The following is a 21,193-nucleotide window of genomic DNA, read 5'->3' on the forward strand; positions in this document are numbered from 1 at the left end:
GGGAAATTGCTTGTTGGCGCAGAAGATATCTGCGCGGGTAGCTATGGTTTTGGGAGTGATCTCGGATGGATAGGAAATGTTGCGCCGAGGTACTTTTACAGCTTCAACGTTCGAGGTAAGCAGCCGCCAAAGGCGGTACGCTCTTGACCAAATAGTTAGCCATCATGGAGACACCAGCCAAAGAAACTGCACCGCGAGCCCAAGGCAGGCAAGCGCAAGGGCTAAGACAGTGATCTTGACCGCAAGTGCGCGAGTATCTGGAATCGGGCTTGTGCCATCCGGGTTTTCGAATCCGCCAGGCATTGCGTCTTCGACTGTCGCAAATGCTCCGTTGACCATCATCGCCGACGACACCCAGAGTGAAGCAGCGATCCATCTTGCGGGGGTGAACGCCGCGAACAGCGCGCCGATAGAAATGGCAACCGCAACGTGGATGAGCGCGGGGCGGACTTCCATGAGGGCTAATGTTGGCGCTGTCCGTCGGGCAGCATGGGCCGCGAAGCGGCAATGTGATACTGCCCGTCCGCGACGAGCAACCTGTTAGCAGCACTTCGCATCATGCTGGTTTGAAATTTCACGGCTGTACTGGGTCTCAAACGCTGCCTTGTTTGCGGCCGAGGCCCACAACGAAGCGACATACTCAAACTCACGTTCGAATGGTTCCTTAAAAGCTGGGACATCGGTCGCATATTCACAATTGCGCGCAAGCATAACAAGCCAATTGGGATAGCCGAGCTTTGGGTAAAGAATGGAGAGCACAGCATCCACCGACTCAATTGTTGCTCGCCCTTGAACGTAGTCGGAGCGCAGCGTCACCAAAAACTTCCCGGCGGCAAACTCGTCATCTAGTCGCGTGCTTCCGCAGTAACGATCAATGATCACCTCGACAAGAGGCAGAACTTCGTCGCGTCCACGTGCGCCCGCGAGAAGAACTACTTCGAGGTCATCACCCTCTTGATCGTATTGCAAGCGTTCACTTGCCCAATCGACGCACTCCTCGCCACTGCCGTATCCAAATCTGAGACGGAAGTACTCCAGTTCGAGCGTCGCTATGGCCTCCATTGGATTGCTAACGTGATGTCCACCGTAAACCCCAAGGTTTACATTGGCTGATGAGGTTTAAAACATTCATGGAAATCTCCTGAAGGTGGCTTGCATATTGGCTTTTCGTGAGGTGGGTTTGTTTTTATACAGGGATAAAAGTTTCGACAAACATCGCATGCTGAGCGATGAACCACTATAGCCTGGCGCAACCGACCGGTTCCCGCCCCGCCTGCGTCTTCCCCTCAAAAAGGTGGAGTCACCAAGTGCTCTATTTTTCATAGCTGCTTGCGCAGGTTGAATTTGCGCTGGAGCTAGTTTTCATTTGAAGATTTATGTGTGGTTTGGGTTAGTGCAGAGGGTCTTGGCGTCTATGCGATCCCCGGCCGGGAGTTCGCCCCGGCGGGCGAGTAACTTGTTCTTTTGCGCAAAAGAAAAGTCACCAAAAGAAAGGCGCCCCCACTGTCTGCGCCCTTCGCTGGCGCTACGGGAACCTGCGGTGCTCGCTTCAAGTGGGGTCCCGCTCGAACTCGCTGCGCTCAGACAATCGCGGGCCCTAATCCACTTGAAGCTGCGCTCCTCGGCGCATACAGAGGGGGACCCCGGGGAGCGGGATCGGTGGCGCGTAGCGCCACATCGCGCCTAGGGCGCGAATTGGCCCTCACCCAAGCCCTCTCCCCGGCGGGGAGAGGGGGCAATACCGGCGCGAAATTCGCGCGTGTCCCCGCTTTACTCCCTCTCCCCAGCGGGGGGAGGGTTGGGGTGAGGGTCTCGCGGGATACGCGATGCCCGGCGCAGCCGGGCTGGATGTTCGGCTGTCCGCCCCCCGCCGTGTGGCGTCGGCGAGTAGCGCAGGGCTGGGCGGATCAGGGCCCGCGATTGTTTGAGGTTCTATGTTTTTTTCAAGTTGTTTTTGGACGTAAACGGGCCGGATCAAATGTCTCGGTTCCATTCCAAACTGCAAACGCTACGCGCAACAATTTGCGCCCCAAAATGAGAAATGCTTCTGTGCTGGCAAAGCCCTTGGCCCGTATCGACAGGTACAGCGGCTTGAGCGCTTTACTGTGGCTGGCAGCGAAGCCCGCCAGGTACATCTGCCGGCGCAGCAATGGCGGCCCTTTCTTGCTCAGTCGCCGCCGCCCGCGCTTGGTACCCGAGTCATTGGGCCGCGGGTCTAGCCCACAGTACGCCACTAACGCATCGGCATTGGCAAAGTCAAAGCGGCTCAGCAATGTGGCCAATAAAGCTGAAGTCTGCGGCCCAATGCCGGTGATGCTGCAAAGCCTTTGACAACCCTGCGCCATTTCGGTGTCACCAGCGATCAAGTACTGAACCTTGTCATCCATCGATTTCAGTAAGGCATCAAAGCCGTTGTAAAGCATCTCTAGAGCCAACCCTGGTGCGTCCACACCAGTGAAGATTTGACGCAAACTCGAACGCTGCACGACCACTTGCGCTCGGCGCGTGAGCAGCTCTTGCAGTTGTTGCTGCATGCCACTGGCGGCTTGCCAAGGGTGTAGTCGGGTATGGTGTTCGGCGAGGTAGCGGGCGATGACGCCGGCGTCTACGCCATCGGTCTTACCCCGCGTGCCCAGGGCGCGGGCGTAGAAGTAGACATCCCGGGCGTTGAGCACGTAGACCGTAAGGCCTGCTTGGCTGGCCAAGTGGGCCAGCAGACCGAGATAACGACCCGTCGACTCCATGGCAATCAGCGTTCCGGTGGGCAGTTCGCGCAACCATGCCGTGATGCTGGCTTCGTCATTGACGATGCTGTGCGGTCGATGTCCGGTCCCTAGCGAGATGACCAGTTCGGCCTTCGCAACATCGACGCCAATACATAACTTTGAACAAGTTGGCTCTTGCATGATGGCTCCTCCGATTGGACAATTTGCCTTGTCGGGGTGCAGCTCACCTGCCACGTTGGCTTGCCTTCAGATCGGCGGTTGGCTGGCTTGAAACGGGCCACCGCTCAGTTCCTGATCGACGTTGGCAGGTGGGACGGGAGAATTCTCAAAACAGTCGGTCCGCGCAAGCAGCCGATCCCGTAGCGGGTCTCTCCACCCCGACACCATCAACATACAAGTTTTTGAACCCGACGTCTTAAACATACAAGCCGCAGGCGAGTTCGAGCGGGACCCCGACCAGACCGAGCAACGCAGCGTACCCCTGCGCTTGCGCAGGGGGCGACGACTTCGGCTGGCCTTTTTGTGGTCACTATTTTTGGCCACGCAAAAATAGTGACTGCGCCGCCGGGCGCACTTCCCGGCAGGGGATGCCAAAGACGTCAACCCATCCAAAAGTTCAAGCCAAATCACCTGCCAGCGCACGATTTACCTGCGCGAGCAGCTATCAATTTGAGAGTGAGCGTTCATTCGGCCCTGGGGGAACCGAAATGCGGGCGGGCACCGTTGATTCCGATGGGCAGACAGAGCGCAATTCGGATCTGACCCCATGGCCTAGCGCCGAGGTGCCTTTATGCCGGTTCCCGTCGCCCCGGCTCTGCGGCGTGGATGAAGACGGTGTAGGTATCTGCCGGGCGCGGGGCCTGTGCCAGATCCAGCGCATGGCCTATGGCGCCACGGTGGTAGGTGCCGTGGTTGACGAAGTGGAACAGCGCTTCCTCGCGGTTCAGGCGGCCGGCCTGGCCGTCTACAAACTGGAAGTGGATGGATGCGGCAAGCTGCTCGGGCGACAGCGCGGCGGCATAGGGCAGCAGCCAGGCGTTGGATGCGGACAGTCTGCGGTCCAGTTCTTCCAGGGTGGGCACAGCCTCTGTGTTGGTGCTGGCATGGGGCTCCGGCTGGCCGAGCAGGCGGGCGCGGAACAGTTCTTCCACCCGGACCATATGGTTCAGTTGCTGGCGGACGAAGGCCATGGACGATGGGAAGCGCTGTGCATCGATCTGGGCCACGGCGTCCAGCGTGCGGCGGTCGGCCCATTGTTTGTAGCGGAGGGCGTTGTTCAGCATGGGGTATATGAGAAATAGGCTACCAGCGCAGGTAATGCCTGCGCTGGCAGCTATTTATTTAATAGCAAAAGGCCTTACTTGGCCCGCGGGTCCGTTACCACCACATCGGCCTCAGGCTTGCCTACGCCACGGATGTCGGGGCGGTACATGTCTTCGGCAAACGGGGCGGGCACCACGAACTTGCCGGGGGTGACCACGCGCAGCAGGTAGAACAGGTCGAGCTTGCTGCCGTCCAGTTCGGCGGCCACCACGAAGCGGTCGTCGCGGTATTCGCTGTGCTTGATGCGCTCGTTTTGCAGCGCCTGGCCCACGTTCACACCTTCCACGGCGAACTCGCTGGCCTGCACGCCCTGGCTGAGGTTGAGGTTTTCTACCTCCATGCCGGCGGGGATGCGGTCTATCACCATCGCGTCTTTGACGCGCTGCTTGGCCTGTACGCGCAGGCGCACCACCACCATGTCACCGGTCTTGAACTGGCGGCTGTCCAGCCTGGCGCCGGTAGTGGACCACCAGCTGCGCTCCAGGCTGATGCGGTCGTCTTGCGGCGGCAGGGGCTTGACGGGGTAGCCCTCGGCGGCGACTTCGACGAACAGGGGTTCGCTGTTCTTGCTGGTCAGGCTGATGCCGCGTTTGAGCGCTGCCACGTCGAAGCTGCGCAGCTCGGTGGTCTTGCTGCTGAGGTTTTCGCTGGTGGCGCCGGTTTGCAGGCTGGCGGTCCAGGCCTGGTCGCCTGCACCACCGGCAGCGCGGGCCGCCAGGAACAGAGCCAGCTTTTCCTGGGTGGAGTAGTACTGGCGTTTGTCGAAGTCAGCGGCCAGGTCCAGCAGCAGGTTTTCACGCTGCGGGTGGGCGACTTTGTGGCGCAGGAGCAGGGCGTAGGCCATGGCCTTGTCGCGCACGCGCGAGCCGTAGTCGCCCAGCCATTCGCCCCAGTAGCCGTTGTTGGCGGGGTTGATGCCGTAGTCCAGCTTCAGGGCCTCGTCGAAGGCGGTCTTGGCGCGGGTCTCGTCACCCATCAGCTGCAGGGCCAGGCCCAGGTGCACCAACACCAGGGGCGAGCGGGCGTTGCCGCGGTAGTCGTCAAACAAGGTGCGCAGCGTGGCCAGCGGAGCTTTCTGCGCACGTGCCAGGATGTAGCCGGCGTGGGCGGCCTCGGACAGGCGTTGGTGGGCCATGCGCAGGGCTTCCACCTCGCGGTAGTCGGCCACGCGGCCCTGGGCATCGCGGTGGATGTCCTTGGGCTGCTTGGTCTGCAGGCCGGGGGCTTTCTGGAACTGCTCCAGCAGCGAGTTAAGGGCGCGGGTCTGCATGGTCTCGGGCACAGCAAAACCGGCGTCGTGCGCGTCCTGCAGAAAGCCGGTGACATAGGCGCTGAGCCAGGCCTCGTAAGGGCTGCTGGCGGCCCACAGGCCGAAGCCACCTTGCGGCTGCTGCATGCCGGCGAGTCGGCCAAAGGCCACGTCCAGGCGCTTGGCGCGCTCTTCACGCGACAGCGGCTTCATGCCGTAGGCGGTGGCGCCGGCTTCGTCGATGAAGACCAGCGGGTAGGCGCTGCTGGTGGTCTGCTCCAAGCAGCCGTAGGGGTACATCAGCAGCCCTTGTACGGCGGCGCGCACGTCGATGGGCGGCTTGTTCGACAGGCTGAGGCTGACGCGGGCCGAGCCAGCCCAGAAAGCGTCGGCCAGCGCGGGGTCGACCTTGTAGCTGCCGTCCGGCTCCACGCGCACGCGGCGCAGCTCACGCACCAGCGGCGTGGCGGGCTGCACCTGCAGCGCGGCTTCGCGCACCACCTTCAGCTTGCCAGAGGTAACGGTGAGCTTGATGGGCGCCAGGCCATAGGCGTCGGTGGCCTCGGCCGTGTAGCGCAGGATGCTGCGCTGTTTGTCGGCCAGCTTCACCGGGACCTGGGCGCCGGTGATCTTTAGCGGGCTGCTGGCTTCGATCTGCACCTTGACCTCTTGCGGGCTGCCGGAGAGGTTGGTCACATCCAGTGCAATGGTGGCCACGTCGCCGGGGGCGATGAAGCGCGGCATGGACAGCTCGGCCACCAGCGGGGCGGCGACCACCATTTCAGCGTCGGCGCTGGCGTAGCTGTCGGGCGTGCTGGCCACGGCCATCAGGCGCAGCGTGCCGTTGAAGTCGGGCAGGTCCAGCGGGATGGTGGCCTCGCCATTCGCGTCCAGCTGCACCGGGCCGCTGAACAAATCCACCAGGCGCACCTTGCGGGGCATGCTTTGGGTGTCGCGCTTGCTGGCGTCACCGCCGAAGCGTTGCTTGGCCTGGTTGCCGTCCATCTTCTCGATCAGCTTGCCGTAGATGTCCAGCAGGTCGGCGTCATAGCGGTGCTTGCCGAAGAAGAAGTCCACCGGGTTGGGCGTGGCGTAGCGGGTGATGTTGAGAATGCCCACGTCCACGGCGGACAGGGTGACCATGGCCTGGCCGGCCTTGAGGGGCTTGCCAGCGGCGTCGGTCAGTTTCAGCTTCACAGGTACTTTCTGCTCGGGCACGGTTTTGGCCGGCGCGCTGATGGCCAGCTTGAGCTTGCGTGCATCGCGGTTCAGCGGCAGGTGTACCAGGCCCAGCGCACGCGCCGGGGTGATGCGGTCGCCCTGGCTGCCGGGGCGGAAGGCCACCACGCCTATGTATAGGTCATGCCGGTTCCAGCTTGGGTCCACCGGGATCTCGATGGAGGTGCCGCTGGCGCTGACGCTGACGCGCTTTTGGTACAGCACGCGGTCGCCTTCCACGGTGACCAGGGCTTCGCCGTCGTGCGGCGGGGTGATGGTCAGCTTGGCGCGGTCGCCGGCCTTGAATGGTGCGCCTTCCAGCTTCAGGCCCACACGGTCGGGGCGGTTGCCCATGTCGTCGGCGTCTTGCGCGCCCCAACCGGCGTAGAAGCGGTAGCGGGCGGTCTGGCCGGTGGTGGGGTCGTTGATCTCCAGGCGGTAGCGGCCGTATTTGACGGGCAGGGCGATCTTGCCACGGGCGGCCAAGTTGATGCTGCGGGCCTCGATGAGTTCTTCTTCCTCGTGGTAGCCACTGTTCCAGCCACGGTTGTCGTCGTAGCGCCAGTACCACTGGCGTTCCTCGCGCAGCAGGCGGATTTGCAGGCCCTTGGCGGGCACGAACTTGCCCTGGGTGTTGACGCGGGCCACCTCGAATTCGGCCAGGCCGCCTTCGGCCGCGATGTCGCGGTCGAACAGGGGGCGTATGCCGACCAACTCGGCGGCGGGCCACCAGGCGCGTTCGATGGAGCGCACCACCGGGCGGCCGCCCGATTCCAGCAGGCTGAAGCTGGCGCGCACCTGCATGGGCGAGCTGCGCTCGCTCAACTCCAGTGGTACATCGACCTCGGCCTTGCCGGCGTCGTCCAGGGCATTCTCGCCCAGGTCCTGGCGCTTTTTGGCGCTGTCATCGGCGATGTCGCCAAAGATGAAGCCGGGCCAGGTTTGCGGCAGGGCCACGCGCAGGCGCTCCACGGCCAGGCTGGCCAGCAGGCGGTTGCCGGTAGCAGGGGCGCCGTAGAGGTAGTTGCCCTCGACCTGCACGGTCAGCGCGGCCTTGTCTTGCAGCACGGCGTCGGGGGCTTTCAGGTCCAGTTTCATGCGCTCGGGCAGGAATTCCTCGACCTGGAAGCTCCAGGCGGCGTCGGGCCGTTTGGCACCGGGGTCCACGCGGGCCTCCAGCAGCCAGCGGCCGGTGGGCGCGTCGGCTGGCAGGTTCAGCGCCTGCTGGTAGTAGGCCGTGCCGCTGGTGGAGGGGCGCACGATCTGCGTGGACACGCTTTCGCCGTCAGGCCGCTTCAGCACCAGGGTGATGGGCAGGGCACCGCCGGCCTGTGGTGCGGGCAGAGGTTTGCCATCGGCATCACGGGCCAGTACGGATACGGTGAATTGCTCGCCCGGGCGGTACAGGTCGCGCCCAGCGTAGACAAACAGCTTCTGGTTGCGCGAGGGGTAGCCGCCCACGTCGTATTCAGACAAGTCCAGCGCCGGGTCGCGCAGGGCGATGACGGACATCTCTTTGCCTTTGCGGGCGACGATGGCGCGGCCCTTGTCGGTGCGGCCATCCAGCACGGCGTGGCCTTCACCGTCGGTGTTGACCTGGGCCAGGTTTTTGCCGTTTTCATCGATCAGCGTCAGCTCAATGCCGCGCAGGGCTTCGCCGCTTTTGAGCGAGGTGGTGAACACATCGGTTTGCTCGGCATGGCGGCGCACGTGCAGGCCGATATCGGTCACGTAGAAGTAGGTGACCTGGAAGTCCCAGCCAAAGCGGCCGGGCGTGTTCATCACCGCCACGTAGACGCCGGGCTCCTGCAGTTCCTTGATCTTCTCGACCGGCAGGAAGCTGACATTGCGTCGATTCGGCCGTGCATCGGTGGTGAAGCGCGACATGTAGACGCTGCTGGACATCTCTCGCAGTTTGTCCAACTGGTAGCCGCCTACCGTGCCCTTGAGCTTGCTGCCGGGGTCTTGGTAGCTGTTGTCGTAGTCGCCTTCATCTTCGTCGTCCGTGTGGTTGCGGCGGTCTTGGCGGCCACCGACTTGCTCCAGGAAGACCGGCAGCGACTCGGCGTTGACACGCAGGAACTGCACGTCCACCTCGGGGGTGTTGATGGTGACTACCGGCAGGCCGCCGTTCTGGCCAGCGGGCAACACGATGCCTTTGCTGGCGAAGTAGAAGGATTCGGGCATGGCCTCGCTCTTCACGCTGCAGCTGTGCGCCGCGCCCAGGGTGCCGCCGGCCGCGGCCGTCAGGCCTTCGCTGAGCGCGATGTTGTAGGTGCGGTCAGGCGTGGCAAACGGCAGGTAGAGCACACGCGGGTTGTCGCCTAGCACCCAGCGCGCATCCACCGGGCGGGCGCTTTCGGGTTTGTCGCCCTCGGTGGCCTTGACCAGCTTGGCCCAGTCCTGCGAGCGCGCCAGCGGCTGGGTGAACATGACGGCCAGGGCAGGCGAGCCATCCAACAGCCGAGCCTTGCAGTCCACCCAGGCGAAGGGCTCGGCGCTGCCCACATCCACGCGGCTGGGCGTGGACGACTGTGACAGATACCAGCCAATGCCTGCGGCCACTGCGGCAACGATGGCAAGCAAAGCGGCGAGGAGGCGCCAAGAGCGAATTTTCATGGAAGCAGTCCCGTCATGTGACGACAAAAGGGACGGCCAGTTTAGCCGCGTAAAGTTATGTGTTTACGGGGCTTTTTCCTCTGCTTTGTGCATGTCTGCACGGCGGTAAGGCGTGTCGTGCGCGGCCAGTTCCAGTGCCAGCCGGGTCACCATATCGTGCGAGCGTGACGGTGCTGCCTGCAGGGGCATGATGCTGAGCCAGCCGACCACGGGCAGCAGCGCCCAGCGTCCGGGCATGCCGTGGTGGGTGTACTGGCTGCGCCAGATGGTCCAGGCGCTGGCGGTGGCGCCCAGCACAAAACCGGCCACCACTTCGGACCAGGAATGCACCTGGATGTATACCCGGCTCCAGGCAATCAGCAGGGCCAGTGCGTAGCCGCCCATGACCGCCAGGCGTACTGTGCGTGCGTTGCGCGCGTGCGCCGTCAGGGTATAGGCCAGCACCGGGTAGATGGCGGCGGAGAACATGGCATGGCCCGAGAAGCCGGTGAAGTCCAGCGCCGCAATCCCCAGGCCCCAGCCTATGAAGGCGATCTTGGACGCAGTGGTGACTGCAATGACCAGACCCAGCGGCACCAGCCAGCCCAATACCGGGCGCAGCGAGCGGGTGGATGCCACCATCCACACGGCCAGTACGGCTGCCATGGGCAGCACGATGCCCATTTCACCAAAACGGGTGATCCAGTAGGGGGCTTTGGCCAGGTAATAAGACATCCGCTGATTTTACGGGCCGTGCTGCGCCGCAGCATTTCTCTGCGCTGTATGCCTTTGACCTTGGAGCATCACCAGTTGGCCACTAAAGTGTAAAAAGTTGTAGCACGCCCTGTGATTTCCCAATGAGCCCGCGGCGGGTGGGTGCAGTGTGTTGTGTCTGGAAAATAGCTGCTGTGGGCGCGCTGTTTAAACGTATTCCATGCATTCTGCTGGGCCATTGTGGGCTATATTGCAACTATCCAACCCCACCGAGTTACGAGGAGAACACCATGAAAGTTAGCGATATCCTGCGTGTGAAAGGCAATACGCTCTACACGGCCAATCCTGATGAGCTTTTGTCTGCTGCCTTGAACGTGATGGCCGAGAAGGATATGGGCTCTCTGGTGGTGATGTCCCATGGCGATTTGGTCGGCATGCTGACCTTCCGTGAGGTCATTCAGCAACTGGTGAAAAACGGCGGCTCCATCGGCAGCACCCTGGTGCGTACCGCCATGGACGATCATCCCCTGACCTGCACGCCCGAAACCGAGCTGGACGAAGTGCGCCGCATGATGTTGGATCGCCATGCCCGCTACATGCCAGTGATGAACCAGAAGATGCTGATGGGGGTTATTAGCTTCTACGACGTGGCCAAGGCCGTGGTGGACAGCCAGAACTTCGAAAACAAGATGCTCAAGGCCTATATCCGTGATTGGCCCGCAGGCGATGACGAAGAGACGGACGCCAAATAAATTCAGTCGCTCCATTCAAAAGCCCGGCTAGCCGGGCTTTTTTGCGTTCAGAGCTGGTTGGCGTAGATCATGTCGCGCACGCGCGGGTAGATCTGCTGGTTCCACTTTTTGCCACTGAACACGCCGTAGTGGCCCACACCCGTCTGGATGTGGTGGACCCGCTTGCTGGGGCGGATGCTGGTGCACAGGTCTTGTGCGGCCATGGTCTGGCCGACTGAGCAGATGTCGTCACGCTCGCCTTCCACGGTCATCAGGGCGGTGCGACGAATGGCCGCTGGTTTTACGGTACGGCCCTGGAAAGTCAGCACGCCGCGTGGCAGGTCATAGGTCTGGAATACCTTTTCCACGGTTTCCAGGTAGAACTCGGCTGGCAGGTCGTTCACCGCCAGGTATTCGTCGTAGAACTTGCGTATGGTTTCGGCCTTGTCCAGTTCGCCGTCCAGCAGGTATTTGTACATGTCTTTGTACTGCTGCTTGTGGCGCTCCAGATTCATGCTTAAAAACGCGCTGAGCTGTATGAAACCAGGGTAGACCCGGCGCATAAAGCCCTTGTGCGGCAGGGGTACGTGGGTGATCAGGTTTTGTTCGAACCACTCAATCGGCTTGCTGGTGGCCAGGGCGTTGACGCCGGTGGGGTTGATGCGGCAGTCCACCGGCCCGGCCATCAGGGTCAGGCTGCGGGGCTGGCAGGGGTTATCGTCTTCGGCCATTACAGCGGTAGCGGCCAGGGCGGCCACGCAGGGTTGGCAGACTGCAATCACGTGGGAGCCCGGACCTATGGTTTCAATGAACCGGATCATGTGCGCGGTGTAGTCGTCCAGCGTGAATGCCCCGTGGCTCAGCGCGACGTCGCGGGCGTTGTGCCAGTCGGTGATGTAGACGTCGTGGTCCTGCAGCAGGGTGCGCAGGGTTTCGCGCAACAGCGTGGCAAAGTGGCCGGACAGCGGCGCCACCAGCAACACGGGTGGCTGTGGGGTCTGCAGCTCGGCACCGATTTTCTTGAAATGCAAGAGGCTGCCAAAGGGCAGGCTGAGCACGGTTTCTTCGGCGATGTCCACGTCGCGCCCGGCCATCTGCACCGTGTGGATGTCATAGCTGGGGCGGGTATGGGTCAGCCGTATGCGTGAAAACACGTCGCATGCGGCCGCAATACGGCGCACCGGACTGCCCTCGGTATCGTTGAGCCACAGGGCTGCAGCGGCGCTTTGGGCCATGAGCCGCAGCGGCGACATCCAATCGGACTGGAGTTGGTAGGCCTGGTACAGCATGGTTTGTTTTCGGTGGGGCGGATGGACCCAAGTTACGCAGGCAAGTTATGGGCCATATGGGGTTTATGTGCTTGTTACGTTTGGTAAAAATCAGCCTGTTCTCTGGCACAGCCCTTGCTCAAATAGCCCACCATACAAGGAGCATCCATGCGCAAAGCCGAGTTGACCATCAGCAGTAAAAACTACGGCGCCTGGGCTTTACGTGGTTGGTTGATGGCCAAATTCGCGGGTCTGGATTTTGAAGAGCAGGTGGTTTCGCCCGATGATCCGGCCATGAAGGCCGAGATGCTGCTGATGTCTTCCTCCATGCTGGTGCCGTCGCTGGTGCACAACAAGATCAAGGTGTGGGACACACTGGCGATTGGCGAATACCTGAACGAGATCAAGCCCAAAGCCGGGCTGCTGCCTGCGGATGCTGCGGCCCGGGCGCATTGCCGGGCGATTTGCGGAGAAATGCACTCGGGCTTTGCGTCCCTGCGCACAGCTCTGCCCATGAATTTGAAAGCCCATTTTGCAGATTTCAAGATTTGGTCCCGCGCCCAGAGCGACATAGACCGCATCGTGGAGATCTGGAAAGAGTGCTTGGCCAACTATGGCGGCCCCTACCTTTTTGGAGCCCAGGTCACGCTGGCGGATGCTATGTACGCGCCGGTGGTGACGCGTTTTCTAACCTACAGCGTGGCGCTGGACCCGGTGTGCAGTGCTTACTGCCAGCGCATCATGGCCTTGCCGGCCATGCAGGAGTGGATAGCCGCTGCGCTGGAGGAGCCCGAGGATATTGACGAGCTGGATGCGGAGTTTTAGTTCCAGGGCGTTGGATCAGGTATATCGCATACCGGTTCGACGTCAATCGACTTGAAGTTGGCGGGCGAGACGATCTCCAGGTATTCCATGTCCGGTGAATAGTCGAACAGGTAGTGCCTTATGCCGGGGCGTTGGTGCACGCAGTCGCCGGCCTGCACCAGGGTTTCCTTGTCTTCGTACATGAAGCGGGCCCAGCCTTTGACCATGATGACGATCTGAAAATCCGCTTCATGTCGGTGCCAGCCAGTGCCCTTTTCTGGAGCCATATTTGCCTTGACCAGGTGCGCAATCACCTTTCCGTGCGTGGCCTCGGCAATGCCCAGGTCGCGGTACAAAAAGAAATCGCGCAAGCCGCCTTGCACATAGTTGGTGTCACCGGGTTTGACATGTGAGAAATCGGTCGGGGTGGGTTGCAGCATCGGCCTCTCCTTGAAAAGTTGCACGGACACCGGCATGGGTGTGCGGCCGACTAAGCATGAACTGTTCCCACCTCCGTAGTCGGGGATAATCCTGTGCCATGAGCGGCAATACCTTTGGAAACTTATTCGCAGTCACCAATTTTGGTGAATCCCACGGCCCAGCCATTGGCTGCGTGATCGACGGCTGCCCCCCGGGCATGGCCTTGACCGAGGCCGATATTCAGACCGATCTGGACCGCCGACGCCCCGGCACCAGCCGACACGTGACCCAGCGCAACGAGCCGGACGCGGTAGAAATTCTCAGCGGCGTATATGAAGGCAAGACCACCGGCACGCCGATTGCGCTGCTGATCCGCAATGCCGACCAGCGCAGCAAGGATTACAGCGCGATTGCGCAGAGCTTTCGCCCCGGACACGCCGACTACACCTATTGGCACAAATTCGGCATCCGCGATCCGCGTGGTGGTGGCCGCTCTTCCGCCCGCCTGACGGCGCCCACGGTGGCAGCGGGCGCAGTTGCCAAAAAATGGCTGGCCGAGAAATATGGCGTGGTGTTTCGCGGCTGCATGACCCAGGTGGGCGACTTGGCCATTCCCTTCGAGAGCTGGGAGCACGTGCCGAACAACCCGTTTTTCGCCCCGGTGGCCGATGTATCGGCTCTGGAAGCCTATATGGACGCATTGCGCAAGGCCGGCGACTCCTGCGGCGCACGCATCCGCGTCACGGCCTCGGGCGTGCCAGTGGGTCTGGGCGAACCGTTGTACGACAAGCTGGACGCAGATATCGCCTTCGCCATGATGGGGCTGAATGCCGTCAAGGGTGTGGAAATTGGTGCCGGTTTTGCCAGTGTGGCCCAGCGTGGCAGCATGCACGGCGATTCGCTGTCGCCACAGGGTTTCCGTAGCAATAACGCAGGCGGCATTCTGGGCGGTATCAGCACCGGACAGGATCTGGAAGTGTCTATCGCCATCAAGCCCACTAGCTCCATCATCACGCCGCGCGAGTCCATCGACACGCAAGGGGTGTCTACCGAGGTGGTGACCAAGGGGCGGCATGATCCCTGCGTAGGTATCCGTGCCACACCTATCGTGGAGGCTTTGCTGGCCTTGGTGGTGATGGAGCATGCCTTGCGCCAGCGCGCCCAGAATGCGGATGTGGTGCAGGCGGTAGGCCCGATAGCATCGTCGGCCGGCTGATGCCCGCCACGGCACCCGCAGCGCTGGTGGGTCGCCGCCAGCTGGCGCCGTTTGCCGTGTTTTCGGCCTGCTATTTTGCGCATGCCGGTTTTTTTACTTCCTATCTGCCGCTCTGGCTGAAGAGCCAGGGCCTGGGTTTGGTCACGATCTCGATGTTGACCTCCATCCAGGCCGCGACCCGGTTGTTTGCACCTTATGGCTGGGGTGCGTTGAGCGACCATACCGGCGAACGGGTGGCGTTGCTGCGCTATTGCGCCTTGGCGGCACTGGTGGTTTCTTTGGGGCTGGCGCTGGACTGGGGCCTGGTCTGGCTGGGCGCCGTGTTGTTGCTGCTGTACACCCATACGAGTTCCATGACCCCGATGAGCGAAGCCGCCATGGCTGAGCTGGTCAGCCGCGACGGTGGCTTCAACGCCCAGCGCTATGGGCGTGTGCGCCTGTGGGGTTCGCTGGGTTTCATGCTGTCGGTCTTGCTGTGTGGCATGTGGTTTGATCGGTTTGGCATGCAGGGTTTTCCGGGCGTGACGTGGCTGAGTTTGCTGGTGCTACTGGCCAGCAGCGCCTGGATGCCAAACACCAAGGAGGCCGTACACACCCAGCAGCCACGGCCGCCGATCTGGCCTATCCTGCGCCAGCGGGCGGTACGCTGGATGTTCGTCAGCTGCTTTTTCCAAGTGCTGTCACATACAGGCATCAATGTGTTTTTCTCGCTGTACCTGGATGCGTTGGGCTATAGCAAGACCACCATAGGCTTGCTGTGGGCGGTGTCGGTGGTGGCCGAGGTGGCCTGGTTTTTTACCCAAAGTCGGTGGTTGCCCCGCGTTGGCCTGCCGCGCTGGCTGATGTTTGCGGCGCTGGCCATGGCCGTGCGCATGGTTTTGACGGCCAGCAGCGCCCATGTGCTGTGGGTATTGGTGCTGGCCCAGACCCTGCATGCCCTGACTTTCGCTGCCCACCATGGCGCCTGCATTGCGCTGCTGTCACACTATTTTCCGGGCCGTCTGCGAGGCCGTGGCCAGGCTTTGTACACCGTGCTGGGCTATGGTTGCCCTGGCGTGCTGGGTGCTTTGATGGGGGGATATATCAGCTCAAAATACGGCTTGGCGCAGGTATATTGGGCGGGACTAGCTACGAGTTTGATAGCGACGATATGCGCACTCAAGTTCCAGTCGCACTCAACTCTTGCCGCGTTGGAGCAGCCCGCTCGCTAGCGAAAACGGCATCAGCAAGAAGCTCAGCGGGTCCAGTTGCAGATGCCGCCACAACAGTCCCATGGGGATCTTTTTGCGGTGCGCCACCCGGTGCAGCAGATCACTGGCAAAGGCTTTGCGCAGCCTGGACAGGCTGGCGTTGATGTGGGCGCGCTGGACCGGCGTGACCGGGAATAGCTGGCAGGTCAGCTTTTGGTACTTGATTTCGTTGTGCAGGCGCAGCAGGTGTTTTTCAGTCCCCCAACCGGTGCCGGCAAAGATGTTCACGCCGCGTCCGTAATGCGCCTCGCAGGTGCTGGAGAAAGCCACTTTGGCGCCGCTATGGGCGATGTCCATCCAGAAAAGATAGTCTTCACCGGCGTTGGTAAATTCGACCTTGAAGCGCTTGTCTGGAAACTTTTGCAGGTCGTATGCGACGGTGGAGGTGCCGATCACATTGCCGCGGATGATCTGGTCCAGCAAATCGCCCTGGTAGGCATGCAGGCCGGGGAATGTATCGGGTAGCTGCGGGTGCTTGTCTGGTTGGATGCGGCCGGCGCGGGCAAATGCGCCTACGGTGGCCCCCAGCTGGAAATGGTCGGCGAAATAAAAGTTGTAACCCGAGCCCAGCGCCGCGGTGGCGCGCGCCAGATGGTCATTGGACCAGATGTCGTCCGAATCCAGAAAGGCGATGTAGCGGGTCCCCACGGGGGCGTGGTCTATGCCTGTGTTGCGCGCCGCACCTGGGCCGCCATTGGGCTGCTTGATGATTCTCACTTGGCTGCTGAACGCTCCGATGGCTTCAACCTCGGGTTCTGCGGGTGTCGGCGAGGCATCGTCCACCACCAGCACCTGGATGGGCATGCCCGCGGGCTGCTGCGCGGCAACGCTGGCCAGGGCCTTGGCCAGAATGCCAGCCTCTCGCTGGTAGTAAGGGATGATGACCGTGATCATGGCGCTCCTACTCGGCCGTTGCGGCAGCCTTGGCGGGGTTCTCTGCGGCAGGCGCCGCTGCTGCAGCGCTAGCCTGCATTTGGCGTCGGCGTTCTGCCAGGCTCTTCAACCAGGGCCAGCGGTAGCTGGTGAGGTGGTAGAGGCCGCGCTGGTTTTCGGTCCAGCGGGTATGCCATTCCATCATGCGGCCGTAGTATTCCAGCCGGTGGATCTGGCCCTCGGCGAACAGCTTTTCCAGCACGTCCTGGCTGAGCAAAAATGCCGGGGAGTAGGCCTGTATGCTTTCGTCGTAGGTGGTTTTCAGGATCACCAGCATGCCTGCGCGTTGCAGACATAGGTTTAAGGCCACGGTTTTCCCGTTGAACAGGTACTCGAACACCACGGCCCCACCTTGACGTGCTGCGGCTTGCAGCAACTGGATGTAGAAGCGCCCTTGGTCGTTTTCGGGGTGGATGGCCGTACCCTTGCCGGCTTTCCAGCCTGCGCTTTCCAATGCACCATAGCGGGCAATGGCGTCTGGCATGTCCTCTGGGGCGGTGAAGCTGCGCATTTCGGTGACCACGCCTTCGGCGGCCAGCTTGTTGCGTTGCTTGCGCATGTTCTGCCGCAGGTTTTTGCCGCGTGCCGCCCAGTAGTCTTCATAGCTGCCAGCGATATCGATCCAGCCGGTATCGATGTAGTCCATGGGTTTGGTGTCGGACAGCTCGGCCTCGCGTGGTGCCAGCAATGGATCAACCTGCGTCAGCGAAAAGCCCAGGCACAGGCCCAGCGGGCCGCAGCACACGCTGCGCGCCAGCTCCGAAGCCGTAAGACTGTTGGATGCCACCCAGGCACCCAGCGGTAGTTGGGATGGCTGAAAGGTTCTCCATTGGAAACGCCCCGCTGGCACCACGATCAGCATGGCAACCAGGCTGTTGGCCTGCCGGGCGACCAGCAGCCGTTCGTTGCCGGCGCCGAATATCTGGATGGCCAACTGGATGGCATCGGCCGTCATGAAGGGCAGGTTGCTGCGCTCCTGGTTCAGGCGGTCCCACTCGGCGCGCAGGCTGACGGTTTTCTGCAGGTCGCTGGCGGGCAGGTTTTGCCATTGGAGGGGAGAGGATTGCATGGAATAGGGGGTAATGGGTAAGCGGACGCGTTCAGACGCTGCTGTTTCGCAGCAGCTGCAGAATGGCCTGCGCTGTGCGGTCGATATCTGCGTCATCCAGATCCTGGTGGCACAGCAACTGCAGCACGTGGTGGCTCCATAACAGACCCACGTCGCCTGCAATGGTCGGAGTACCCGGCCAGATGCGGTCCCAGCGGAATACCGGCAATTCCATGCGGCGCAGTGCCTGGTAAACCGCTTCAGGCTTGTCCACCCAGAGCGGAAATACATAGGGAGCGGCACGTTCCGCAGCGGCCGGAAGGTTGGCAAACAGCGGGCGTGCACCCGGGGTATCCACAAAATACGGAATGTAGCGGCTGAAGTTGCGCTGGCGCCGGGCAATGATGCGACCCCGTGGCAGCATGGACTTGAGTGCCATGGAGGCCCACAGCGGTGTCTGGCCAATACGGTCCATATCGCAGTCGCGCATCATATTGGTTGCCGAGGCGGGGGCTGTCGCTTCCGTGTGTGCCTGCGCCTGGGGGCTGCGTGCATTCTTGAACTTGAACAAGGACGCCAGCACCGGGCGTATGCCTGCCAGGCGTTGGTAGCGTGTTGCCAGCTCTATGACGTCTACCCAGCCTTTGACTTGGGCCTTCAAATTGGGCTTGGCCAAGTCCATGGGCTTGATGGGGTGCAGTGTCGAGGCCAGTAGCCCGGCTTCGGGCACGGGCAAGAATTTCGATAGGCTTGCCGTGGAAAAGTCGCCCCAGGCGCCTACGGTTCTGTCCCCGGCTTCACCGAAGTAGCAATGCGCGCAATCTTCTATCAGCGCGATACCGTGCGTGTCACACCATTTGCGTACATCGGCCAAGGAGTTGGCCAAGCCGAAATAATGGGACACCAGCATGGCCCGGCTTTTGTTTGCCAGCTCGGCAGGAATGCCGCTGAGGTCAGGCAGACCATTCGGCTGCAGGCCGAAATACGCGACTTCCAGTTGGGCCAGCAGCACCGGTGCCACCATGGTCGGACAGTGGTAGGTGGGTACCAGCACCGTGCTGCCAGCAGGCAGCTTGAGTTGCAGCAGCGCCTGGTAAATGGCCGCCCGCCCACTGGTGGTGAATGCGGTGTGGGCCAGGCTCTCGATGCTGGGAACGCCAGGCGCGTCCACGCGTTGAAAGCTGGACCAGTCCAGCACCGGACCGCGTGGCAGTGGCGGTCGATGGGCTGCTACAGGTTGGGAGGCGGAATACAAGAAATGCGCCTTCTAGGGTTGCGTTGCGGCCGCACTGGCGGCTTCAGCCGGTGCTGAGGCGCTGCTATCGGGGTTGTCCGTCGCCTTGTCGGTCCATTTCCCCAGGGCTTTGAGGCGATCTTTCAACTCGGGTTGTAAAAAGCCCATTCCATATGCCTTATGGGCCTGTTCTTCGGCTTTGGCATATTCCTTCAGGTCCATGTAATTCAGGCCCAGGTTGTAGTGGGTAAAGGGGTTGTCTTGGTTCTCGGCATTGCTTGCGGCAATGTCCAGTTGTTTTATCGCTTCTGGCACGCGGTTGCCCTTGGCCAGAAACATGGAATACAGCATGCGTGCGATTCCGTCATCCGGGCGGAAGCGTACGGCGCGTTCGAGATAGCACTCCACCGAATACCGCAGGTCCGAGGGGTGCGGCTTTTTCATTTTCTCCCCGTAGCGCATGACGGACATCAGTGCGCGATGGTGGTTGGGGAACGCACGCAGCGTGTAATCCAGATCGCCGCCAATGTAGCCGGCATTGCCTTTGATGAGCGCTTCCACGGGTGGGGTGAAGTGGGCGCCCTCTACCAGGCTCAGGTTATTACCCCGTTCTACCCGGTAGTCGTAAGGCCCAAAGGCATTGGTGAGCGCCCCGCAATCCTCACCACCGGCCTGCTGTGCCAAAGCCACATCAGTGCCCAGTGTGCATAACAGTGCCAGTACCAATGGCATCGTTTTTTTGACCAATTGCATCATGCCATGCTCCTGTCCGATGGGGTCTGCTTGTGACCGCCTGTGTGTGTGGAAAGCCAGTCAAGAGTCATGTTTTCCACCTGGGTTTGCGCCACTACATTGGAGAAAGTATGGTCTGCGTCGGGCAAGTCCTGGCGCAGCAGCTGGGGGTGCTGGAATGCGCCTGACCATGCCGTATCAGTGCCAGCATATTCTAGGAACTCCTTAGCGGTGAAGTCGTTTCCGCTCAACAGCAAAAGTATGGGGCCTGAGAAATCCTTCCAGGCACTGGCCATGCGTTGTTGAAACGGAGCCTTGGCGGTTTGTGCCGGACCCGCGGCAGAAAAGGCTGTGCGTAAGTTTTGCACCAAACCGCTCAGGGCACCCAGGGCGACCTTGCCGCTGAGCAATTTGTTCCAGAACGCGGGCTGCATTACACGCTGCAGGTAATAGTGCTTGACCTGGGTCCGTGCCAGGCTGGCTTCGGAACGCACCCAGGGGTTCAGCAGGCACAGGCCGGTCACCCGGGGGTCCTGGGTTTGTTGCACATACAGGAGCGCCGCCGAAGCTGCGTCACACAAGCCCCACAAAACGATATTTTTCGCCTGTGGCACACGGTCTTGCAGCGCCTGGATGGCCGTTGCGATATCCGGCGTGGCGGCTAGAAAATCTACTGTGGAGCCACTGCTGTCACCCATGCCCTGGTAGTCAAAGCGCAGCACGGCATACCCTGCGGTTGCCAGCCGGCGGGCCAGCAGTACGAACTGACGGTGACTGCCTACGCGGTACTGGGGGCCGCCCACCACCACCACCACGGCGGTTGCTGCAGGCTGGGCAGGCAGGCTCAGAACGCCCACCAGGGTGCTGTTCGGGCGGGCAATCAGCAATGCATGTTCGGATGGCTTCATGGCGCGGGCGCAGACAGGGCTGCCAGGGTGGCGCTGAGCAAGGCCGGTGCCTCTTCGATTTCGCTGGTCTGCCAGAACGCAGGGCCCATGGCGACCTGGCTGCGAACCGCAAAGCCGGCGGACTGCCAGGCTTGTAAGGGCTTGGCGGCGGCAGGCGGTAGCGTGGCGTCTGGTTTGGTGGACAGGTCCAGCCACTCCAGCCGACCTGTGGTGGGCGGTGGCGTCAGCGCGGCTTGTTCCAGACCCGATGCCAATGCTGCAGACACGGTATAGCCGGCAATCTCGATCGCCGAGCCAGACGCTAGTTGTTGGCGCAGGGCCTCCATGGCGGCTTTGGCATTACCGTCGGCCATGTCGCCAGCGGCTTTCAGGCGCATGAACTGTTGCAACAGTGGCTTGCCTGCAGGTGTGGGCGCCCAGAACAGAAAGTTGCAGGGGCCGTCCAGTTGCTGTGCGGCTTGCGCGGCCAGCAGGCAACCGGCGCGCAGGCCCCACAGCCATAAAGGTGCATCGTTCTGGCGGCGCAGCCATTGGCTTGCCAGGACCACATCGTCCACCCAGTCCTGCCAGCTGGCATCGCCAAAATCGTCGGAGCTATCTCCACAGCCTCGCAAATCCAGTTGCAGCACGGCGTAGCCGGCGGCGGCCAGGGTTTGCGCCTGCAAAGCCGCCATACGGCGGGATTTGTTCATCTCCTCGGCGAAGGGATGCACGTAGGCCACCAAGCCCCGTGTGGTTGCGCCCTGGGCCGGGTGAAAAATGCAAAACCGCTGGCCGGATGATCCGGGCAGGAAGAAAGCGTCCATCGGGCCGGGCCGCTC

At 61.8% G+C, this 21,193-nt stretch carries 18 protein-coding genes; 4 read left to right on the forward strand and 14 right to left on the reverse strand.

All coding sequences use genetic code 11. The annotated features are described in order from the left end of the window. Positions 1 to 162: 162 nt before the first annotated feature. The 6 genes from AC07VY_RS18960 to AC07VY_RS18985 form a co-directional block, all read right to left on the reverse strand. Positions 163 to 456: a hypothetical protein gene (locus tag AC07VY_RS18960; protein ID WP_495098821.1), complete on the reverse strand. Its 294-nt coding sequence runs from the start codon at positions 454 to 456 to the stop codon at positions 163 to 165. Between the two features lie 84 nt (positions 457 to 540). Further along, the gene (locus tag AC07VY_RS18965; RefSeq protein WP_495098822.1) at positions 541 to 1,062 is read right to left on the reverse strand and encodes a hypothetical protein; all 522 of its coding nucleotides are present in this window, start codon (positions 1,060 to 1,062) and stop codon (positions 541 to 543) included. Between the two features lie 881 nt (positions 1,063 to 1,943). Continuing rightward, on the reverse strand, positions 1,944 to 2,906 hold the full coding sequence (locus AC07VY_RS18970; RefSeq protein WP_495098823.1) for an IS110 family RNA-guided transposase: 963 nt from the start codon (positions 2,904 to 2,906) through the stop codon (positions 1,944 to 1,946). Positions 2,907 to 3,514: 608 nt separating this feature from the next. Continuing rightward, positions 3,515 to 4,009 (reverse strand): DinB family protein, encoded by a 495-nt coding sequence (locus AC07VY_RS18975; RefSeq protein WP_495098824.1) that lies wholly within the window; start codon positions 4,007 to 4,009, stop codon positions 3,515 to 3,517. A gap of 74 nt (positions 4,010 to 4,083) precedes the next feature. Then, on the reverse strand, positions 4,084 to 9,135 hold the full coding sequence (locus AC07VY_RS18980) for an alpha-2-macroglobulin family protein (protein ID WP_495098825.1): 5,052 nt from the start codon (positions 9,133 to 9,135) through the stop codon (positions 4,084 to 4,086). Positions 9,136 to 9,198: 63 nt separating this feature from the next. Next, positions 9,199 to 9,849, reverse strand: coding sequence for a phosphatase PAP2 family protein (locus AC07VY_RS18985; protein ID WP_495098826.1), 651 nt, complete (start codon positions 9,847 to 9,849; stop codon positions 9,199 to 9,201). 269 nt (positions 9,850 to 10,118) lie between these two features. Between AC07VY_RS18985 and AC07VY_RS18990 the strand changes: the two genes are divergently transcribed. Continuing rightward, positions 10,119 to 10,580: a CBS domain-containing protein gene (locus tag AC07VY_RS18990; RefSeq protein ID WP_495098827.1), complete on the forward strand. Its 462-nt coding sequence runs from the start codon at positions 10,119 to 10,121 to the stop codon at positions 10,578 to 10,580. 47 nt (positions 10,581 to 10,627) lie between these two features. Here AC07VY_RS18990 and AC07VY_RS18995 read toward each other — a convergent pair whose 3' ends face one another. Next, on the reverse strand, positions 10,628 to 11,848 hold the full coding sequence (locus AC07VY_RS18995) for a polyhydroxyalkanoate depolymerase (protein WP_495098828.1): 1,221 nt from the start codon (positions 11,846 to 11,848) through the stop codon (positions 10,628 to 10,630). 147 nt (positions 11,849 to 11,995) lie between these two features. Between AC07VY_RS18995 and AC07VY_RS19000 the strand changes: the two genes are divergently transcribed. Continuing rightward, positions 11,996 to 12,652 (forward strand): glutathione S-transferase, encoded by a 657-nt coding sequence (locus AC07VY_RS19000; RefSeq protein WP_495098829.1) that lies wholly within the window; start codon positions 11,996 to 11,998, stop codon positions 12,650 to 12,652. Here AC07VY_RS19000 and AC07VY_RS19005 read toward each other — a convergent pair. Next, positions 12,649 to 13,071: a cupin domain-containing protein gene (locus tag AC07VY_RS19005; RefSeq protein ID WP_495098830.1), complete on the reverse strand. Its 423-nt coding sequence runs from the start codon at positions 13,069 to 13,071 to the stop codon at positions 12,649 to 12,651. The genes AC07VY_RS19000 and AC07VY_RS19005 overlap by 4 nt on opposite strands. Before the next feature lie 98 nt (positions 13,072 to 13,169). Here AC07VY_RS19005 and aroC point away from each other — a divergent pair, with 98 nt between their 5' ends. Continuing rightward, positions 13,170 to 14,267, forward strand: coding sequence for a chorismate synthase (aroC, locus tag AC07VY_RS19010; RefSeq protein WP_495098831.1), 1,098 nt, complete (start codon positions 13,170 to 13,172; stop codon positions 14,265 to 14,267). Then, positions 14,267 to 15,478: an MFS transporter gene (locus AC07VY_RS19015; protein ID WP_495098832.1), complete on the forward strand. Its 1,212-nt coding sequence runs from the start codon at positions 14,267 to 14,269 to the stop codon at positions 15,476 to 15,478. Before aroC ends, AC07VY_RS19015 begins: the two co-directional genes overlap by 1 nt. On the opposite strand, the gene AC07VY_RS19020 is transcribed toward AC07VY_RS19015, so the two are convergent. From AC07VY_RS19020 to AC07VY_RS19045, 6 genes are read right to left on the reverse strand one after another with little or no spacing between them, the layout of a single operon-like run. After that, the gene (locus AC07VY_RS19020) at positions 15,443 to 16,411 is read right to left on the reverse strand and encodes a glycosyltransferase family 2 protein (RefSeq protein ID WP_495098833.1); all 969 of its coding nucleotides are present in this window, start codon (positions 16,409 to 16,411) and stop codon (positions 15,443 to 15,445) included. The genes AC07VY_RS19015 and AC07VY_RS19020 overlap by 36 nt on opposite strands. A gap of 7 nt (positions 16,412 to 16,418) precedes the next feature. Beyond that, positions 16,419 to 17,519 carry a GNAT family N-acetyltransferase gene (locus AC07VY_RS19025; RefSeq protein ID WP_495098834.1) on the reverse strand — a complete coding sequence of 367 codons (1,101 nt, stop codon included), beginning with the start codon at positions 17,517 to 17,519 and terminating at the stop codon, positions 16,419 to 16,421. Between the two features lie 31 nt (positions 17,520 to 17,550). Further along, positions 17,551 to 18,753: a DegT/DnrJ/EryC1/StrS family aminotransferase gene (locus tag AC07VY_RS19030; protein ID WP_495098835.1), complete on the reverse strand. Its 1,203-nt coding sequence runs from the start codon at positions 18,751 to 18,753 to the stop codon at positions 17,551 to 17,553. A 12-nt stretch (positions 18,754 to 18,765) separates the two neighbouring features. After that, positions 18,766 to 19,488 carry an ABC transporter permease gene (locus AC07VY_RS19035; RefSeq protein WP_495098836.1) on the reverse strand — a complete coding sequence of 241 codons (723 nt, stop codon included), beginning with the start codon at positions 19,486 to 19,488 and terminating at the stop codon, positions 18,766 to 18,768. After that, positions 19,485 to 20,372, reverse strand: coding sequence for a hydrolase 1, exosortase A system-associated (locus AC07VY_RS19040; protein ID WP_495098837.1), 888 nt, complete (start codon positions 20,370 to 20,372; stop codon positions 19,485 to 19,487). The genes AC07VY_RS19035 and AC07VY_RS19040 overlap by 4 nt, the downstream gene beginning before the upstream one ends. After that, positions 20,369 to 21,178 carry a hydrolase 2, exosortase A system-associated gene (locus AC07VY_RS19045; protein WP_495098838.1) on the reverse strand — a complete coding sequence of 270 codons (810 nt, stop codon included), beginning with the start codon at positions 21,176 to 21,178 and terminating at the stop codon, positions 20,369 to 20,371. Before AC07VY_RS19045 ends, AC07VY_RS19040 begins: the two co-directional genes overlap by 4 nt. Between the last annotated feature and the right edge of the window lie 15 nt (positions 21,179 to 21,193).

The sequence above is a fragment of the Rhodoferax sp. GW821-FHT02C08 genome (assembly GCF_059421805.1).

Excerpts from the sequence above, each read along its gene's own strand:
- AC07VY_RS18960 (WP_495098821.1), bottom strand. The coding sequence starts at position 456 with ATGGAAGTCCGCCCCGCGCTCATCCACGTTGCGGTTGCCATTTCTATC.
- AC07VY_RS18965 (WP_495098822.1), bottom strand. The coding sequence starts at position 1,062 with ATGGAGGCCATAGCGACGCTCGAACTGGAGTACTTCCGTCTCAGATTT.
- AC07VY_RS18970 (WP_495098823.1), bottom strand. The coding sequence starts at position 2,906 with ATGCAAGAGCCAACTTGTTCAAAGTTATGTATTGGCGTCGATGTTGCG.
- AC07VY_RS18975 (WP_495098824.1), bottom strand. The coding sequence starts at position 4,009 with ATGCTGAACAACGCCCTCCGCTACAAACAATGGGCCGACCGCCGCACG.
- AC07VY_RS18980 (WP_495098825.1), bottom strand. The coding sequence starts at position 9,135 with ATGAAAATTCGCTCTTGGCGCCTCCTCGCCGCTTTGCTTGCCATCGTT.
- AC07VY_RS18985 (WP_495098826.1), bottom strand. The coding sequence starts at position 9,849 with ATGTCTTATTACCTGGCCAAAGCCCCCTACTGGATCACCCGTTTTGGT.
- AC07VY_RS18990 (WP_495098827.1), top strand. The coding sequence starts at position 10,119 with ATGAAAGTTAGCGATATCCTGCGTGTGAAAGGCAATACGCTCTACACG.
- AC07VY_RS18995 (WP_495098828.1), bottom strand. The coding sequence starts at position 11,848 with ATGCTGTACCAGGCCTACCAACTCCAGTCCGATTGGATGTCGCCGCTG.
- AC07VY_RS19000 (WP_495098829.1), top strand. The coding sequence starts at position 11,996 with ATGCGCAAAGCCGAGTTGACCATCAGCAGTAAAAACTACGGCGCCTGG.
- AC07VY_RS19005 (WP_495098830.1), bottom strand. The coding sequence starts at position 13,071 with ATGCTGCAACCCACCCCGACCGATTTCTCACATGTCAAACCCGGTGAC.
- aroC (WP_495098831.1), top strand. The coding sequence starts at position 13,170 with ATGAGCGGCAATACCTTTGGAAACTTATTCGCAGTCACCAATTTTGGT.
- AC07VY_RS19015 (WP_495098832.1), top strand. The coding sequence starts at position 14,267 with ATGCCCGCCACGGCACCCGCAGCGCTGGTGGGTCGCCGCCAGCTGGCG.
- AC07VY_RS19020 (WP_495098833.1), bottom strand. The coding sequence starts at position 16,411 with ATGATCACGGTCATCATCCCTTACTACCAGCGAGAGGCTGGCATTCTG.
- AC07VY_RS19025 (WP_495098834.1), bottom strand. The coding sequence starts at position 17,519 with ATGCAATCCTCTCCCCTCCAATGGCAAAACCTGCCCGCCAGCGACCTG.
- AC07VY_RS19035 (WP_495098836.1), bottom strand. The coding sequence starts at position 19,488 with ATGATGCAATTGGTCAAAAAAACGATGCCATTGGTACTGGCACTGTTA.
- AC07VY_RS19040 (WP_495098837.1), bottom strand. The coding sequence starts at position 20,372 with ATGAAGCCATCCGAACATGCATTGCTGATTGCCCGCCCGAACAGCACC.
- AC07VY_RS19045 (WP_495098838.1), bottom strand. The coding sequence starts at position 21,178 with ATGGACGCTTTCTTCCTGCCCGGATCATCCGGCCAGCGGTTTTGCATT.